Annotated in this window: 13 protein-coding genes; 10 read left to right on the top strand and 3 right to left on the bottom strand. The window is 35.3% G+C overall.

The window, feature by feature from the left end; all coding sequences use genetic code 11:
- Window positions 1–2,729: T9SS type B sorting domain-containing protein (locus EQG63_RS08265; RefSeq protein WP_164974484.1), on the top strand; the 2,729-nt coding region annotated here is incomplete at its 5' end.
- 460 nt (window positions 2,730–3,189) lie between these two features.
- On the opposite strand, the gene EQG63_RS08260 is transcribed toward EQG63_RS08265, so the two are convergent.
- From EQG63_RS08260 to EQG63_RS08250, 3 genes are read right to left on the bottom strand one after another with little or no spacing between them, the layout of a single operon-like run.
- A complete protein-coding gene (locus EQG63_RS08260) occupies window positions 3,190–4,293 on the bottom strand; it encodes a peptidylprolyl isomerase (RefSeq protein ID WP_129435881.1) in 1,104 nt (367 codons plus the stop codon).
- Between the two features lie 21 nt (window positions 4,294–4,314).
- Window positions 4,315–4,896: a gliding motility-associated peptidyl-prolyl isomerase GldI gene (gene gldI / locus EQG63_RS08255; RefSeq protein ID WP_129435880.1), complete on the bottom strand. Its 582-nt coding sequence runs from the start codon at window positions 4,894–4,896 to the stop codon at window positions 4,315–4,317.
- Window position 4,897: 1 nt separating this feature from the next.
- Entirely contained in the window at window positions 4,898–5,908 is a 1,011-nt protein-coding gene (locus EQG63_RS08250) for a DHH family phosphoesterase (RefSeq protein WP_129435879.1), read from the bottom strand.
- A gap of 103 nt (window positions 5,909–6,011) precedes the next feature.
- Between EQG63_RS08250 and guaA the strand changes: the two genes are divergently transcribed.
- The 9 genes from guaA (at window position 6,012) to EQG63_RS08205 (ending at window position 17,459) form a co-directional block, all read left to right on the top strand.
- Window positions 6,012–7,541: a glutamine-hydrolyzing GMP synthase gene (guaA, locus tag EQG63_RS08245; protein WP_129435878.1), complete on the top strand. Its 1,530-nt coding sequence runs from the start codon at window positions 6,012–6,014 to the stop codon at window positions 7,539–7,541.
- A gap of 98 nt (window positions 7,542–7,639) precedes the next feature.
- The gene (locus EQG63_RS08240; protein WP_129435877.1) at window positions 7,640–9,337 is read left to right on the top strand and encodes a lytic transglycosylase; all 1,698 of its coding nucleotides are present in this window, start codon (window positions 7,640–7,642) and stop codon (window positions 9,335–9,337) included.
- 40 nt (window positions 9,338–9,377) lie between these two features.
- A complete protein-coding gene (locus EQG63_RS08235; protein WP_129435876.1) occupies window positions 9,378–11,264 on the top strand; it encodes a PBP1 and LysM peptidoglycan-binding domain-containing protein in 1,887 nt (628 codons plus the stop codon).
- Window positions 11,264–11,668, top strand: coding sequence for an OsmC family protein (locus EQG63_RS08230; protein WP_129435875.1), 405 nt, complete (start codon window positions 11,264–11,266; stop codon window positions 11,666–11,668). The genes EQG63_RS08235 and EQG63_RS08230 overlap by 1 nt, the downstream gene beginning before the upstream one ends.
- A 108-nt stretch (window positions 11,669–11,776) precedes the next feature.
- A complete protein-coding gene (locus EQG63_RS08225) occupies window positions 11,777–12,004 on the top strand; it encodes a DUF3820 family protein (RefSeq protein WP_129435874.1) in 228 nt (75 codons plus the stop codon).
- Window positions 12,005–12,155: 151 nt separating this feature from the next.
- The gene (locus EQG63_RS08220; protein ID WP_129435873.1) at window positions 12,156–13,766 is read left to right on the top strand and encodes a CTP synthase; all 1,611 of its coding nucleotides are present in this window, start codon (window positions 12,156–12,158) and stop codon (window positions 13,764–13,766) included.
- A gap of 126 nt (window positions 13,767–13,892) precedes the next feature.
- Window positions 13,893–15,764, top strand: coding sequence for a membrane protein insertase YidC (gene yidC / locus EQG63_RS08215; protein ID WP_129435872.1), 1,872 nt, complete (start codon window positions 13,893–13,895; stop codon window positions 15,762–15,764).
- Between the two features lie 78 nt (window positions 15,765–15,842).
- Window positions 15,843–16,643 carry a pyrroline-5-carboxylate reductase gene (proC, locus tag EQG63_RS08210; RefSeq protein ID WP_129435871.1) on the top strand — a complete coding sequence of 267 codons (801 nt, stop codon included), beginning with the start codon at window positions 15,843–15,845 and terminating at the stop codon, window positions 16,641–16,643.
- 54 nt (window positions 16,644–16,697) lie between these two features.
- Entirely contained in the window at window positions 16,698–17,459 is a 762-nt protein-coding gene (locus EQG63_RS08205; RefSeq protein WP_235827821.1) for a toxin-antitoxin system YwqK family antitoxin, read from the top strand.
- The last annotated feature ends 117 nt before the right edge of the window (window positions 17,460–17,576 follow it).

The raw sequence follows: 17,576 nt of genomic DNA, 5'->3' as shown, positions 1-17,576 counted from the left end.
CACAAGGAGTTACTTTAACAGGGACAGGTGCATACACAGGAGGAAGTTATGCTTCTACAGCAGGATTAACAATAAACGCGACAACAGGAGCAATTACCCCAAGTACATCTACTCCAGGAACGTATACGGTAACATATTCAACACTAGCTTCAGGTGGATGTGGAGTGGTAACTGCTACAACAAGCGTGACCATTACGGCATTACCAACAGCAAGTATTAGTTATGCAACACCTTTCTGTACTGATAATGCAGCGGCACAAGCAGTAACCTTAACCGGAACAGGAGCTTATACTGGTGGAACTTATACTTCTACAGCAGGATTATCTATCAATGTAACTACTGGAGCAATTACTCCGAGTACATCAACTCCAGGTACGTATACGGTAACATATTCTACATTGGCGTCTGCTGGTTGTGGAGTAGTTACAACAACTGCAAGTGTGACCATTACGGCATTACCAACAGCAAGTATTAGTTATGTAGGAACTCCATTCTGTACAAGTGTTACTGCTGCACAAACGGTTACTCTTTCAGGATCGGGAGCTTATACTGGTGGAAGTTATGCTTCTACAGCAGGATTGTCAATCAATACTACAACGGGAGCAATTACCCCAAGTACATCTACTCCAGGAACGTATACAGTAACGTATTCAACATTGGCTTCAGGCGGATGTGGTGTGGTAACCGCTACAACAAGTGTGACCATTACGGCATTACCAACGGCTGCCATTAGCTATGGAACACCATTCTGTACGGATAATGCAGCAGCTCAAAATGTGACATTAACAGGAACGGGAGCATACACAGGTGGAACTTATACTTCTACAGCAGGATTATCTATCAATGCAACTACTGGAGCAATTACTCCGAGTACATCGACTCCAGGTACGTATACGGTAACATATTCTACATTGGCGGCTGCTGGTTGTGGAGTAGTTACAACAACTACAAGTGTAACCATTACGGCATTACCAACAGCAAGTATTAGTTATGTAGGAACTCCATTCTGTACAAGTGTTACTGCTGCACAAGCGGTTACTCTTTCAGGATCGGGAGCTTATACTGGTGGAAGTTATGCTTCTACAGCAGGATTGTCAATCAATACTACAACGGGAGTAATTACCCCAAGTACATCTACTCCAGGAACGTATACAGTAACATATTCAACACTAGCTTCAGGTGGTTGTGGTGTGGTAACCGCTACAACAAGTGTGACCATTACAGCATTACCAACGGCTGCCATTAGCTATGGAACACCATTCTGTTCTGATAATACAACAGCTCAAAATGTGACATTAACAGGAACGGGAGCATACACAGGCGGAACTTATACTTCTACGGCTGGATTGTCAATTAATGCAACTACTGGAGCAATTACTCCAAGTACATCAACTCCAGGAACGTATACAGTAACGTATTCAACATTGCCATCAGGTGGATGTGGTATAGTAAGAGTAACTACAAGTGTAACCATCACTGCTTTACCAACGGCTAGTATTAGTTATAGTGCACCATTCTGTACAAGTAATACAGCAGTTCAGTTGCCGTCATTAGGAGGTTCAGGTGCTAATTTAGGTGGAAGCTATGCTTCAACAGCAGGATTGTCCATCAATGCAGCAACGGGAGCGATTACTCCAAGTACATCTACTCCGGGGACTTATACTGTAACATATTCGACATTGGCTTCTGGTGGATGTGGTGTAGTAACAGCAACAGCAAGTGTTGAAATTGTAGGAGCCCCAATTGCCGGTACTGCGATTTTACCTTCAACAGAAGTTTGTGATTATGATGCAACATCAATAGATTTATTTGGTTTAATTGCAGGTGAAGATACTGGTGGAACCTGGTCAAGAATTTCAGGAACAGGAGGAACATTTAATGCCACTGCTGGAACATTCGTTTCTGCTGTTGGAGCTACAAACAGTGTGTTTGAATATAGAGTATTAGGAACAGGACCGTGTAGTGATGCTACCGTGAGAGTTACTATTATCATCAATACACCACCAGTTGTAAATTTAGAAGACAATCAAATCGTATGTTTGGATGTTGATGGTAATCCAATAGAAAAAGTATTATTAACCACAGGTTATAGTGCTACACAATATACTTTTGAATGGACAAATGGAACAACAATTGTTGGTAATGACCCTACTTATGAAGTAGATCAACCTGGAACTTACACCGTAACGGTGACGAATATTGCCACTAGCTGTTCAGAATCTGATTCGACTTTTGTAGGTTTTTCGATTGCTCCAACGAAACCTTTATTGACATCTTCAGCTTATTTTTCTGATCATGCACAAATTACAGTGTTGAGTCCAATAGGTCCAGATTATGAGTATTCATTAGATGGAGGTGCTTTCCAAGATTCTACCATATTTATGAATGTAAGTGGAGGAAAACACAATGTAGTAGTTCAAAACAAAAAAGGTTGTGGTAGAGCTGAGAATGAAATCATAATTGTAAATTACCCTCATTACTTTACTCCAAATGGAGATGGATATCACGATACTTGGAATATTTTTGATATCAGTGGTCAAGCCGATGCAAAAATTCACATTTTTGATCGATTTGGTAAGCTTATAAAAGAAATTAGACCTTCTGGAACTGGTTGGGACGGAACGTTTAACGGAGAGCCTTTACCTTCTACAGATTACTGGTTTGTTGTATTCTATTTAGAAAACAATGCTTACAAAGAATTTAGAGCGCATTTCGCTTTAAAACGATAATAGAATTAAATTGAATAAGAAAAGGGTACGCATTGCGTACCCTTTCTGTTTGTATGAATGTTTAGATCAGGGTAGTGTAACATAGGACTTTTACCTACTGCTTTAAAAAGGCTTCAACTTCTACAATTTTGAAGTCTATTTATAATTGTATTTTGAAGTATTGCTTTTCAGAAACAAGAACAGTTTAAGCTTATCTTTTGAGATGTATTAGAAATTTGCTATTGCTTGTAGTGTATTCATGAGTATAATTACGGGATTGATTTAAAGTCATCAAACTGTTCTATTTTTTAAAACTTTAATGAGTCTTCAATTGTTTTTAATCATTGATAAAGCTTATTTTTTATAAGCTAGGATTACCTTTGGTTTTTGAAATCGTTCCAAATTCAAATACTTTATTTTTAAGCATAAAAAAACCTTCAGCGATAAACTGAAGGTTTTAATTAAAATATTATATAAGGTCTTATTTTGTTGCAGTACCAGGCATAGCATCTAGTAATTCCAATTCGAAAACTAAATTAGAGTTTGGAGGAATCACACCACCTGCTCCTTGAGCACCATAACCTAAATTAGAAGGAATAAATAATAAAGCTTTATCACCAATATTCATTTTTTCTAATCCTTCCAAGAAACCAGGAATCAAACCATCTTTTCTTCCGGCTTGAAACGGAAACGGTTGGTAACCATTTTGAGCCGCACGTTGCGCATCCCATTTTCCAAAAGCTTTGTTTACATCTTCATAGCTTGAATCAAATAGAGTACCATCTTCAAAGTGACCCGCATAATGTACATATACAGTTGAACCTGTTTCTGGTTTTTTACCAGAACCTTGTTTGATTATTTTGTATACTAATCCAGATTCAGATTTGGTTGCAGTGGCTTTTTCTTGAGCGAAATAAGCAACTTTATCAGCTTTAACTTTCGCCGATTTTGCTTCCATTTCTTTTTGTTCTTTCACTTGATTTTCAACACTTTGTTTGAAAATTTTACCCGCATCAAATTTTTTAGCATTAGCGCCTTTTCTGATGATTGTAATTTTTATGATTTTATCATCCTGAGCAATTTTGTTCACAATGTCTTGTCCTGTTACTACGTGACCAAAAACAGTATGACGACCATCTAACCATGGAGTTGCTTTGTGCGTGATAAAAAACTGACTTCCGTTTGTTCCAGGGCCAGAATTAGCCATAGATAAAATACCAGGGCCAGTATGTTTTAATTCCGGAACAATTTCATCTTTAAATTTATATCCAGGACCGCCGCTTCCATTTCCATCAGGGTCTCCACCTTGAATCATAAAATCGGCAATAACTCTATGAAATTTTAATCCATCATAAAATGGTTTTCCGTTAAATTTTTCATTTACCATTGTGTTTTTTCCTTCGGCCAATGCTACAAAGTTAGCCACAGTAATAGGCGTTTTCTCATATTCTAACTGCACTAATATTTTACCTTTACTGGTTTCGATTTCAGCAAATATACCATCGCCAACTTGATCATAGTTAGAATTGCAGGCAGAAAATATAAAAGCAAAAAAACTTAAAAATAGACTTGTCATTCGATTCATTTTAGTTAATAATTATTTTGGTTATTCAATTTTGGTTTCTGAAGAAACCGGATTACTCTCTTTTTTTATGTCATTTAAAGTTACGGTACAAAGCAAAGGTTGATTGGTGCCAATTCTATTATCATCTCCATGATAGCCAAATGCCATGTGGGATGGAAATAAAAAGGTTACTTTTTCACCTTTTTGCATCAGTTTGATTCCGTCTTGAATTCCTTTTATAAAATCTTGTTTGTCTACACGATAGTTTTGAGGTTTCAATTCGGCTTGACTGTAAATAATTTTACCAGTCAAATCTTTTATTTCATAATCAAACACAGCAATGTCTCCTTTTATGGGGAAACTGGTTTTATTTACATTTTTACTAACATAATAATACCAATACCCCTTTGTAGAAGCTATATAATCGTTTACCGTATCTTTTTTAATGATTGCTGCAATCAATTTTTCTTCTCCTTGATTTAATTTTTTATTGCGTTCAATGGATTGTTTCATGAACTCCCCCGATTTTTGTGAAACGGGTCTTCTAGCTTCCTGTTTCTGACTACAACAAGTAACCAAATTCATGCCAAGAAGCAGTAATGATATAATTTTTAATCCTTTCATGTTATTTTTTTGTTTCTTTTACAATTGAAATAAAACGATCTACAGTTTCACTTAATGAGGCAGTCGATTTGCCACCAGCGGCATTAATGTGACCACCGCCATTAAAATAATTTCGAGCAAATTGATTCACATCGTAATCTCCTTGTGAGCGGAAGGATATTTTGATAATTTCTTCTGCCTTATTTTCGATAAAGATAGCAGTAAAATCGATTCCATCTATAGAAAGTCCATAATTTACAATTCCTTCGGTATCGCCTTTTTCATAGTGATAATCATCCAGTTCTTGTTGCGAAAGCGTAATGTAAGAGGTTTTAAACTCAGGCATTAACTTCATGTTTTGCAGGGCTTTTCCAAGCAATTGCAGTCGGTTGTAAGAGCTTGTATCGAATAAATTATTGTGAATTTGCGAATTATTGATTCCGATTTCAATCAAATGAGCCGCTACCTGATGCGTGGTGCTCGTAGTAGAGGAAAAACGGAAAGAACCTGTATCCGTCACCAATCCTGTGTAAAGACATGTTCCTACAGTGGTGTTGATTAATTTTTCTAATCCTAATTGATGAATAAAATGATAAACCATTTCACAAGTCGAACTCATTTTGGGATCAGAATACATAAATTTTGCATACGAATCGGGTAATTGATGATGGTCGATCATCACAAAAGTTTTGTCTAATGTTTGCAAAAAAGCGCCCATTAGTTCACCTGTTCTATGTAAGGCATTAAAATCTAAAGTAAAAATAAGGTCGGAATTTTCTAAAATAGCGGCACATTCTGTTGTGTCTTTTTCGAAAACGAGTACTTTTTCTGCAGCAGGTAACCAAGCGATGTAATCGGCAAATTCATTTGGTGAAATAAGCGTTACGTCATGATTTAACTGTAATAAAAAATGATACAAACCCAAGGTGGAGCCCATTGAATCTCCATCTTGGTTTCTATGTGGAATTATACTTATCTTTTTAGGTGTAGCTAATAGTTGTTGTAAAGCTGCCATTTCGGTTTCATTCATCATGTTGCGAAAATACAATTTTATCAACAATTTAAGTACTTAAAAAAATCATAATTCTTTACGATAAATTAATTTTCAAAAATCAAGGAAATGTCTATTTTTGCACATGCAACACAACGTACTTATTTTAGATTTCGGGTCACAGTACACACAACTGATTGCCCGCCGAGTTCGCGAATTGAATATTTTTTGCGAAATTTTTCCTTTCAATCATTTTCCAGATGATTTATCTTCTTACAAAGCTGTAATTCTTTCCGGTAGTCCGTTTTCGGTTCGTGCTGAAGATGCTCCACATCCTGATTTGTCTCAAATTAGAGGTAAAATGCCTTTGTTGGCCGTTTGTTACGGTGCCCAATACTTAGCACATTTTAGTGGTGGTGAAGTTGCGCCTTCAAACATTCGTGAGTATGGTCGCGCGAATTTATCGTTCATCAAAGACGACGAATTGTTTTTTGATGAGGTCAACCTGAACAGTCAAGTTTGGATGAGTCACAGTGATACCATCAAACAATTGCCAACAGACGGAGTGCGTTTGGCATCAACTAAAGATGTTGAGAATGCGGCGTACCGTATTGAAGGCGAAACCACTTATGCCATCCAATACCATCCAGAAGTATATCATTCGGAAGATGGAAAACAAATGTTGGAAAACTTCTTAGTTAAAATTGCAGAAGTGCCACAAAATTTCACCCCAAATGCTTTCGTTGAAGAAATCATAGAAGAAATGAAAACCAAAATCGGAAATGATAAAGTGGTTTTAGGACTTTCAGGAGGTGTCGATTCTACCGTAGCAGCAGTTTTATTAAATAAGGCTATTGGAAAAAACTTATACTGTATTTTCGTTAATAACGGTTTGCTTCGTAAAAATGAATTCCAAAATGTATTAGAACAATACAAAGGAATGGGATTGAATGTTAAAGGAGTAGATGCTGGAGAACGATTCTTGTCGGAATTGGCAGGAATTTCCGATCCAGAAACCAAACGTAAAACAATTGGACGTGTTTTTATTGAAGTGTTTGATGATGAATCAAAAATTATTGAAGATGTTAAATTCTTAGCGCAAGGGACTATTTATCCGGATGTAATCGAATCGGTTTCTGTAAAAGGACCTTCTGCTACCATAAAATCGCATCACAATGTAGGTGGTTTGCCTGATTATATGAAATTGCAAATTGTAGAGCCGCTTCGTATGTTATTCAAAGACGAAGTGAGACGTGTAGGGAAAACGCTAGGAATCGATGCCGAGCTTTTAGGCCGTCATCCTTTTCCAGGACCTGGATTGTCTATTCGAATTTTGGGCGATATTTCTCCTGAAAAAGTGCAAATTCTGCAAGATGTCGATGCTATTTTTATTCAAGGATTAAAAGATCACGGCTTATACGACAAAGTATGGCAAGCAGGTGCTATTTTATTGCCTGTAAATAGTGTTGGGGTAATGGGAGATGAGCGTACCTATGAAAAAGTAGTAGCGCTTCGAGCAGTAGAATCTACCGATGGTATGACGGCTGACTGGGTGCATCTTCCGTATGATTTCTTAATGAAAATTTCCAATGAAATCATTAATAAAGTCAAAGGGGTAAACAGAGTAGTATATGATATTAGCTCGAAACCACCTGCAACAATTGAGTGGGAATAAAAAACTTAAAATAATTTGAGAAATAAGCCGTTACAATGTTATATTTGGAACGGCTTTTTTTAAGTCCAAACCACACCAAAACAAAATTAACCAGAAAGATGAAGTATTTGTTATTAGCGTTATTGCTATGCACCCAAATCGGCTTTGCTCAACAAGAGAAAACCTTTACTCATACCATTGCCAAAGGAGAAAATTTATTACAAATCGCCAAAAAATATAATGTTTCGGCCGATGAAATCATTAAGCTGAACCCCGGAGTAGAGAAGGGAATTCAGGAAAATACCGTATTGCAAATTCCAAATAATAATTCGGTTTCCTATTTGTTAAAGCGAAATGATGTTTCTGCGATTGCCTATTCGAAACACCAAGTTACCGCCAAAGAAACGTTGTTCAGTATTGCCCGCCAGTACAATGTTTCGGTAAAAGATTTGGATGAATTGAATTCTGATGCCTTGAAGGACGGATTGAAAATTGGTCAGGAAATTTTGCTTCCGAATAAGAAAAAGACAATCGATGGTAGTGCAAGGGTAATCAACGACGAAACTATTTTCCATATCGTACAGCCAAAGGAAACGAAATATTCGATTTCAAAAAAATATGGCATAACTATTGAACAACTTGAATTGCAAAATCCTGAGATTATCAACGGATTGAAAGAGGGGAATAAATTGGCCATCAACAAAGCGTCTTTGAAAGCCAAAACGGAAAATGAAGAGTTAATGATTGCTTTGGCGGAAAAGCAAGCTGAGGTTGAAAAATCGAAAGCCCAAAAAGTACGAATTGAAGATTTAGAAGATCGCTTGAAAGTGCAGAAGGAGTTAAACAAAAAGATGATCACGTTAAATAAGTTGAACATCAATTTGAATGCTATCGATGAATCGAAAACGGGTTCGGTGGAGAAATTAAGATTGATTGTAGATGCGAATAGAAAAATTCAAGATCTTTTAGTATGGAAATTGGATTCCTTGGCTTCAACAATGGAAATGGATTTAGCGGATTTGAAAAATCGTGATGTTGAAACAGTTGAAGAATCTAAAAAATTAGAAAGAGAATCATATCAAAAAATTGGAGAAACCAATAAATTGGTACAACAGTTAAAGCAAGATTTGGCCGAAAACAGAAAGATTTTTACGGGTGCGATGCAAAAAGTACAACGTTTGACTGTTCAGGAAAATCAAGAATACAAGAAAAAAGTACGCGAAAATTTATCCAATAAAGACATTGCTTCAATAGATGAAATTAACAAAATCAATAGCAAGGTTTTAGCAGAAGATCAAAAGAATGAAGCCTTGTTGATTAAAATTGATAAAATTGACACAGAAAAGAAAGAAGTGTTAAAACGTAAAATTTCTCGTGCTACTTTTTATAGCGCTGAAGCTCGTGAATTTGACGATAAATTGGCATTAGTTAAATTGGAACGCATCCAGAATAATTTAGGGGATTCAGTCGAAAAAACACCAGTTGAAGCATCAGAAATTAAAAAAGTATTGGATAATAATGTGGTTAAAGATCCCACGAAAATTGAAGTGATTTCAAACTTAAAAGAGGTTGAAGACGGTTTTTATTTGGTGGCCAATATTTTTACCGAAGCAGCACAAAGAGATGAATTCGCCATTAATTTGAGTTATGCCGGCGAGAAAAAAACAAAATTCTTTTATAATGTCAACAATTTCGGATATTATGTATACACCGATGTTTTTAACACCTTAAGTGAAGCTATATTTGAATATAAAGTAAAACCAAGAACCGAATTGTTTAAAAATTTATTCATTGTTCAAATCAAAAAAGAACAATAATTAGGATTGAAATTTAGTTGTTGCGTAAAATAAAATGGAAATGAAAAAAGTTATATGGTGTTTGGTAGTAATGTGTTGTAGTTTTCTTTTTGCTCAAACCAATGTGGTCAAACACAAAGTGGCAAAAGGAGAATCAATCACTAAAATCGCTCAGAAGTATGCGGTAACGCCATTGGATATTTACAAACTAAATCCCGATGCCCAAGCGGGTATTTCAGAAAACATGTTGTTGCTTATTCCGAAAAAAACAGCCGCAATCCCACCTAAAATAATTGAAGCCAAAACGGTAAAACATACGGTAGCAGCCAAAGAAACCTTATATAGTATTTCAAAATTATATGAAACAACTGTAGCGGATATCGAAAGTAAAAATTCAGAAGTTAAAAACGGATTGAGTATCGGACAAGTTTTAAACATTACAGTAAAAAGAGGTTGGGTAAAACCACAAGAAACCGTTTTACATGAAGTAAAACCAAAAGAAACCAAATACGGAATTGCCAAACAATACGGAATTACCGTAGAAAAATTGGAAAAGAAAAACCCAGAAATTATTGGTAAAGAATTACCTTTAGGTTTTGTCTTAGTGATTAAAGGTCAAAAATCTGCAATCGAATTACCAAAAGCGGAACAACCCAAAGTGGAACTTCCAATGGTAAAACCTGCAGTTGTTAATGATACCTATACCGTAAAACCTCAGGAAACATTGTACGGTTTAGCGAATCAGTTTGCTTGTTCACAAGAAGAATTAATCGCTCTAAATCCAGAACTAAAAGATGGAGTACGTGATGGAATGATTTTAAAAATTCCGGCTAAAAAAGCTGTGCCTATTAAAAAAGACTATGCTGATTTGACAAAATCGCTAAAAAAGAATGGCACCAAAAAAGCAGCATTGTTACTTCCGTTTAATATCACCAAATTAGATCAGGATACAATAAATTCTACCAAATCGAGATTAAAAAAAGACAAGTTTTTAAACATGACGCTCGATTTTTATTCGGGTGCGTTGATGGCTATTGACTCGGTTAAGAAATTAGGAGTGGCTGTCGATGTGACCATTTTAGATTCCGATGAAACCAAATCAACTTCGAATGTTTCAAATCTTATTCGTGAAAATAATTTAAAATCATTCGATGCGGTTATCGGTCCATTTTATCAAAACAATGTTGAAAAAACGGCCGAAATTTTAGGTTCAGTTCCTGTTTTTTCTCCGCTTTCGAAAGATTACGATAAGAAATATGCCAATTTAATTCAAGCGACACCATCAAATGATGATATCAAGAACGCGATGTTCGATTTTATGCGTGCTAAAGGCGGAAATATGGTGGCCATTATCGATCCTAAAAAGCAATCGATTAAGCAATTTATTGTGGACAATCACAAAGATGTGCAATTCGTCAATTTTACCGACAAAGGTGTTTTAGATGTAGCTCAACTGAAATCTTTATTGGTGGCTGGAAAAGAAAATTTTGTGGTGATGGAAACTGAAAAAACGAATTTGATTTTGTCTATCACTACTAATTTATTGAGTTTGCAAAAGCAGTTCGATATCAAATTGGTTATTTTGGGCGAAAATGAAGCCTTAGATTTTGAAGAAATTCAAATGAGCCGATTGACCAAATTAAAAATGCATTATCCCTCTCAGTTTAGTGTCAATAATTCGGATGAAGCAGCCATTTTTGATACCAATTACAAAAAGAAAAATAAAATCTTCCCGAATCAATTTGCAACGAGAGGATTCGATATGACCTTTGATGTTTTACTTCGATTGTCGCAAGAAAAACCAATTTTAGAAACGTTAAATGAAACGGCTTCGCAACAAATAGAAAGCCGATTCAATTATGTTTCCAATCCCGAAGGCGGATTTATCAATAAAGGCGTTCATATTTTATATTACGACACCGATTTAACCATAAAACAAGCAAACTAATGGCCACTTCAAAAGTAACTTATGTAGGCGATTTAAAAACGTCTTCTATTCATATTAATTCTGGCTCTGAAATTATTTCCGATGCTCCTTTGGACAATAATGGGAAAGGAGAAGCTTTTTCTCCAACCGATACTGTTGCGAATGCGTTGGCTTCCTGTATGTTTACCGTAATGGGAATCAAAGCCAGCGATTTGGAGGTCGATTTCTCAGGTTCTACCGCCGAAGTCACTAAAATTATGGGTACCGATCCAAGAAGAATTACGGAAATTCATATCACTTTTTCCATGTCGATCAATCCCGATGATAAAACCAAAACAATTCTAGAGAGAACTGCAATGACCTGCCCAGTGTTCTTTAGTCTACATCCAGAGATTAAGAAGGAAATCGTTTTTAATTGGAAGTAAGAAACGCTAAAAAGTAGTAAGGCAAAAGGGATATGTAAAGTAATTGGTATAGTTGTAGTTTTTTCTTATCTCTTTTCCCTTTTCCCTTTTTCCTTATGCCTAAAAAAAATGACCAACCAAGACCTTCTCATCAAACTCGCCCACACCAAAATGCCTTTCGGGAAATACGAAGGCTATTATCTCATAGATTTACCCGAATTTTATGTCGTTTGGTATGCCCAAAAAGGATTTCCTAAAGGACAATTAGGCGAACAACTTAAGCTGGTTCACGAACTCAAACTTAACGGACTGGAAGAATTGGTGCGCAACATTCGTAAAAAATTTCCCAAACATTAGATTGTTAGACTACTTAGAATTTTAGAACATACATGAAGAATCTAAATTGTCTAAAAAAGTCTAAATTTCTAAGTTGTCTTTCTTCTAAAAATTGTATTTTTGCGCGGTTTTTAATTACAATAGCACAAACAACAACACAACATACAACACAATGAATCAAACAAAGTATATTTTTGTTACCGGAGGGGTTACTTCTTCATTAGGAAAAGGAATTATCGCAGCTTCGTTAGCAAAACTATTGCAAGCACGAGGGTATCGAACGACCATTCAAAAATTTGATCCGTATATCAATGTCGATCCAGGAACCTTAAATCCATATGAACATGGCGAATGTTATGTGACAGATGATGGTGCCGAAACCGACTTAGATTTAGGACATTACGAACGTTTTTTGAATGTTCCAACCTCACAAGCCAACAACGTCACTACAGGAAGAGTCTATCTTTCAGTAATTGAAAAGGAACGTCGTGGAGAATTTTTAGGAAAAACAGTTCAAGTAGTTCCTCATATTACCAACGAAATTAAGGAACGCATGCAGTTGCTTGGTAGAAGTGGAGAGTATGACATTGTGATTACCGAAATCGGAGGAACTGTAGGAGATATTGAGTCGTTACCGTATATCGAATCGGTGCGTCAGTTGGTATGGGAATTAGGTGATAATAACGGAATTGTAATTCACTTAACGTTAGTGCCTTATTTAGCTGCTGCAGGGGAGTTAAAAACAAAACCAACACAACACTCGGTTAAAACCTTGATGGAAAGCGGAATCAAAGCCGATATTTTAGTGTGTCGTACGGAGCATGAAATTTCACAAGATTTACGTCAGAAGTTGGCATTATTTTGTAATGTAAAAAAAGAAGCCGTAATTCAATCGATAGATGCTTCTACAATATATGATGTTCCTAATTTAATGTTGGAAGAAGGACTCGATAAGGTAGCGTTGAAAAAGTTAGACTTACCAGAGAAAAATTCACCTGATTTAAAACAATGGAATGAATTTTTACAACGTCATAAAAACCCAAAACATGAAGTGAATATCGGATTGGTTGGAAAATATGTCGAATTACAGGATTCATACAAATCTATTTTAGAGGCTTTCATTCATGCTGGAGCGGCTAATGAGACAAAAGTGAACGTAATTTCAATTCATTCTGAGCATTTGGATGCCAAAACGGCAGAAAATCAGCTAAAAGGATTGGATGGTATACTTGTTGCTCCTGGATTTGGCGAAAGAGGAATTGAAGGGAAAATTGAAACAGTTCGTTATGCTCGTGAAAATAATATTCCGTTTTTCGGAATTTGTTTAGGGATGCAGATGGCTGTAATTGAATATTCGCGTAACGTCTTAGGATATGCCGATGCCAATTCAACTGAAATGAATCAGAATACTTCGCATCCGGTAATTAACCTGATGGAAGAACAAAAAGATATTACCGATAAAGGCGGAACCATGCGTTTAGGTGCTTGGAAATGTCATTTAAAGGAAAATACATTGGCGCATAAAATTTACGGAAAATCCGATATTTTAGAACGTCACCGTCACCGTTATGAATTTAACGGAGCGTATTTGAATGCATTAGAAAATGCAGGATTAAAAGCATCGGGAGTCAATCCTGATACTGGTTTGGTAGAAGTAGTGGAATTGGAAAACCATCCGTTTTTCATTGGAGTGCAATACCATCCAGAATATAAAAGTACTGTAGCAAACCCACACCCAATTTTTGTAAAATTTGTGGAAGCTGCGGTAAAAAATAAAAAATAATAAGTTTCTGAGTCTCTTTAAAAACTTGTACTAACAAGTTAAAGTATGATTTAGTAACAAATTATAAATTAAATAGACTAACAAACGTAATGCTTAGAGCCTAATGCTTCAAGCAAAATTTTAAAAATGGAACAAAAGAAATTCGACCTTAACTCAATTATTGGATTTGCGTTAATTTTTGGTATCATGATGTGGATTATGTATCAAAATCAGCCAACACAAGCCGAAATTGATGCCAAAAAAGCAAAACAAGAACAAGTTGCAAAAGCTAAAGTGAAAACTGAGGAAGTCAAAGCGGTTCAAGCTGTGGCAACCGATTCTACACAAGTAAAAGCGCTACAAGGAACTTTGGGAAGTTTTGCGTATTCGGCAGCTTTACCTTCTGCCAAAAATGAATTTACGACTATCGAAAACGAATTGGTGACCTTAAAAATCGCTAATAAAGGTGGTTATATCGCGAAAGCTACTTTGAAAAATTTCAAATCAATTGATAAAAACGGACCTTTAGTGCAATTGATTAAAAATAACAATGCTAATTTAAACATTGCACTTCAAACTAAAGAAGGTAAAGTTTTAAATACGAAAGATTTGTTTTTTGAACCTACTTTAACGAAAATCGATGGAAATCAAGTGCTTTCGATGAAGTTGAAAGCGGGTGAAAATCAATTCTTGGAGTACAAATATGTATTGAAAGCTAACGATTATATGTTAGATTTCGATGTGCGTTCGCAAGGATTGGCTTCTGTTTTGAATACGTCTAATCCAGTGAATTTAAATTGGAATTTAAAATCGACTCGAAATGAGAAAAGTATCAGTTACGAGAATACTTTAACGGAAGTAGTATACGAATACGAAGATGGAAAAGACAATTATTTAGGGCAATCTCAAGACGAAAAAACAGTTGAAGATTTGACTTATGTGGCTTTTAAACAACACTTTTTTACTTCGATTTTATTGTCAAAAACGCCAATTAAAGGAGCGAAGTTGGCTTCAGAAAATTTGATCAAAGACGCTGAAAAAGATACTGTTTATATGAAGTCTTTTAAGTCTAGTTTGCCTTTAGCGTTTGCCAATGGGGAGCTGGATTATAAAATGAATTGGTACTACGGACCAGCAGACTATAAAGTTTTAAATGCTTATGATAGAAATTTAGACGAGATTATTCCTTTAGGTTGGGGTATTTTCGGATGGATTAACAAATTCATTTTCGTGCCATTATTTGGATTCATGAGTAGCTATTTTGCTTACGGAATTGCAATTATTCTATTTACCGTTTTAATCAAATTGGTCATGGGACCAATCACTTACAAATCATTCTTGTCACAAGCAAAAATGAAAGTGTTGCGTCCAGAATTGAACGAATTGAATGAAAAATTCAAAGATCCAGTAAAAAAGCAACAAGAAACGATGAAATTGTACAACAAAGCCGGTGTAAATCCAATGGCAGGTTGTATACCAGCATTAATTCAAATGCCTTTTATGTTTGCTTCATTCAAATATTTCCCATCCGCAATCGAGTTGAGACAACAAGGATTTTTATGGGCAAATGATTTATCGTCGTACGATTCAATTTTTAAATTACCATTCAGAATTCCATTATATGGAGATCACGTAAGTTTATTTCCAATTTTGGCGGCAATCGCAATTTTCTTCTACATGAAATATACCACAGGTGACCAACAAATGGCAGCTCCTCAACAAGAAGGGATGCCAGACATGGGGAAAATTATGAAAATGATGATTTGGATGTCTCCAATTATGATGTTAATTTTCTTCAATAACTACGGTTCAGGATTGAGTTTGTACAATTTATTTTCAAATTTAATGACTTTAGGAATTATGTTTTACATCAAGAATTATGTAGTTGATGAGCAAAAAATTCATGCTCAAATTCAAGAAAATAAATTAAAAGAACCTAAAAAACCAAGCAAATTCCAACAAAAGCTACAAGAAGCAATGGAACAAGCGGAGGCGCAGAAAAAAGCGAATAAAAAATAATGTATTCATAATTTTTTTAAAGCCCTGTTTATAAGTCATACTTGAAACAGGGTTTTTTTTATAGTTATATTTTTAATCATGAAAATAACAATTGTCGGTTTTGGAAATATAGGGAAAACTTTCGCCAGTAGTTTCATTACTTCTAGGTTTATTAAAGCGGAAGATGTAAAAATTATATCCAGAGCGATTCCAAATCCTAACGAAATGTTGGGCATTCCTTCGGCCAATTTCACCACGCTTGTTTCATCACAAATCCAAGAATCGGATATTGTTTTATTGGCAATCAAACCACAAGATTTTCATGCGGTCGCTGATGATTTGAAAAAGTTTGTTTCGAAGCAGCAAATTCTTTTTTCTGTCATGGCTGGAGTATCTATCGATAAAATTAAATCAAGATTAGGAGTAGAAAAAGTAGTGCGCTCTATGCCTAATCTAGGGACACAAGTGGGGTTAGGTATGAGTGTTTTTTCGGCATCGACTGAAACCGATAGGAAAGATTTGTTTATCATTCAAAATTTAATCAACACCACAGGAAAATCCATTTATGTCGAAGATGAGTCTTTAATTAACCCCGCCACCGCTGTCTCAGGAAGTGGTCCTGCTTATGTTTTCTATTTTATGAATGCGATGATCAAAGCGGCTGAGGATTTAGGATTTAATTATTCGGAAGCAGAATTACTGGTGCGACAAACTTTTTTAGGAGCGATACATTTACAAAGTGCCTTCGGACTTTCCAACGAAGATTTAATCGCAAAAGTGGCATCAAAAGGCGGAACAACGGAAAGCGCATTACGTGTTTTTGAAAATCATTCTTTAGGAAAAATCATAAATGCTGCAATAGTTGAAGCCAATTTAAGAGCCATAGAATTAGGAAATTAATTAGTTAAAAATTTATAGGCATATTTTTTGCAGTCTATAATAAATCAAATAGTTTTGAGTTACAATAAGAAAGAAGTTACCATGAAACAAATCAACTTAATTTTAGCACTTTTTATATTTTTTACCACAATTACTTTTGCTCAAACTGAAAGTAATAAATTCGACGCCAACGGACAACGTGATGGTGCATGGAAAGGAGTTTATGAAGATACTAAATACTTGCGCTTTGAAGGGACTTTCAATCATGGTAAAGAAGTTGGTACTTTTACCTATTATGCTAATGCTGAAAAAAAGATTGTTTCGGCTACCCGAAAATTTGATGGAAAAGGAAATGCCTACACTATATTTTTTGATGAAAAAGGTCAAAAAGTTAGCGAAGGGAATTTACTAAATAAATTGCGTCAAGGTGTTTGGAAATACTACCATAGAAATGCAACTTCTATAATGTCTACTGAAAATTACGTCAACGATAAATTAGAAGGTGTTCGTAAAGTGTTTTTTAATGATGGAAAAATTGCTGAAGAAGTCCCTTATAAGAATGGTTTGAAAAATGGTGTTTCTAAAATATACACCAAAGCAGGAACGCTAAACGAAGAAGCTATTTATGTGAACGGAATGTTACAAGGCAGTTATAAAATTTATGATGACAACGGAGTTATAATTATTAAAGGGCAATATAAAAAAGATAAGAAAAATGGGATTTGGAAGTACTATGACAGTAACAAAAAACTCATTAAAACCATAAATGCTGACACTATTAACGGTTACAAGAAACCTTCGCTAGCTAAAAAGAAGCAGGAAGTAAAATCTAAATAAGTTAGTGGTAATTCTTTTTATCGGATTTTTTTGCTTTTTGTCGTTTTTCTTTTTTTTAAAGTTTTAGGCTTGTTTGAATTAATTATTTTTGAATAATTAACAAACTAACTGTCAAAC

It is taken from the genome of Flavobacterium amnicola (genome assembly GCF_004122165.1).
In the GTDB taxonomy this organism is placed as follows: domain Bacteria; phylum Bacteroidota; class Bacteroidia; order Flavobacteriales; family Flavobacteriaceae; genus Flavobacterium; species Flavobacterium amnicola.
This window is presented reverse-complemented; position numbering and strand designations above follow the sequence as displayed.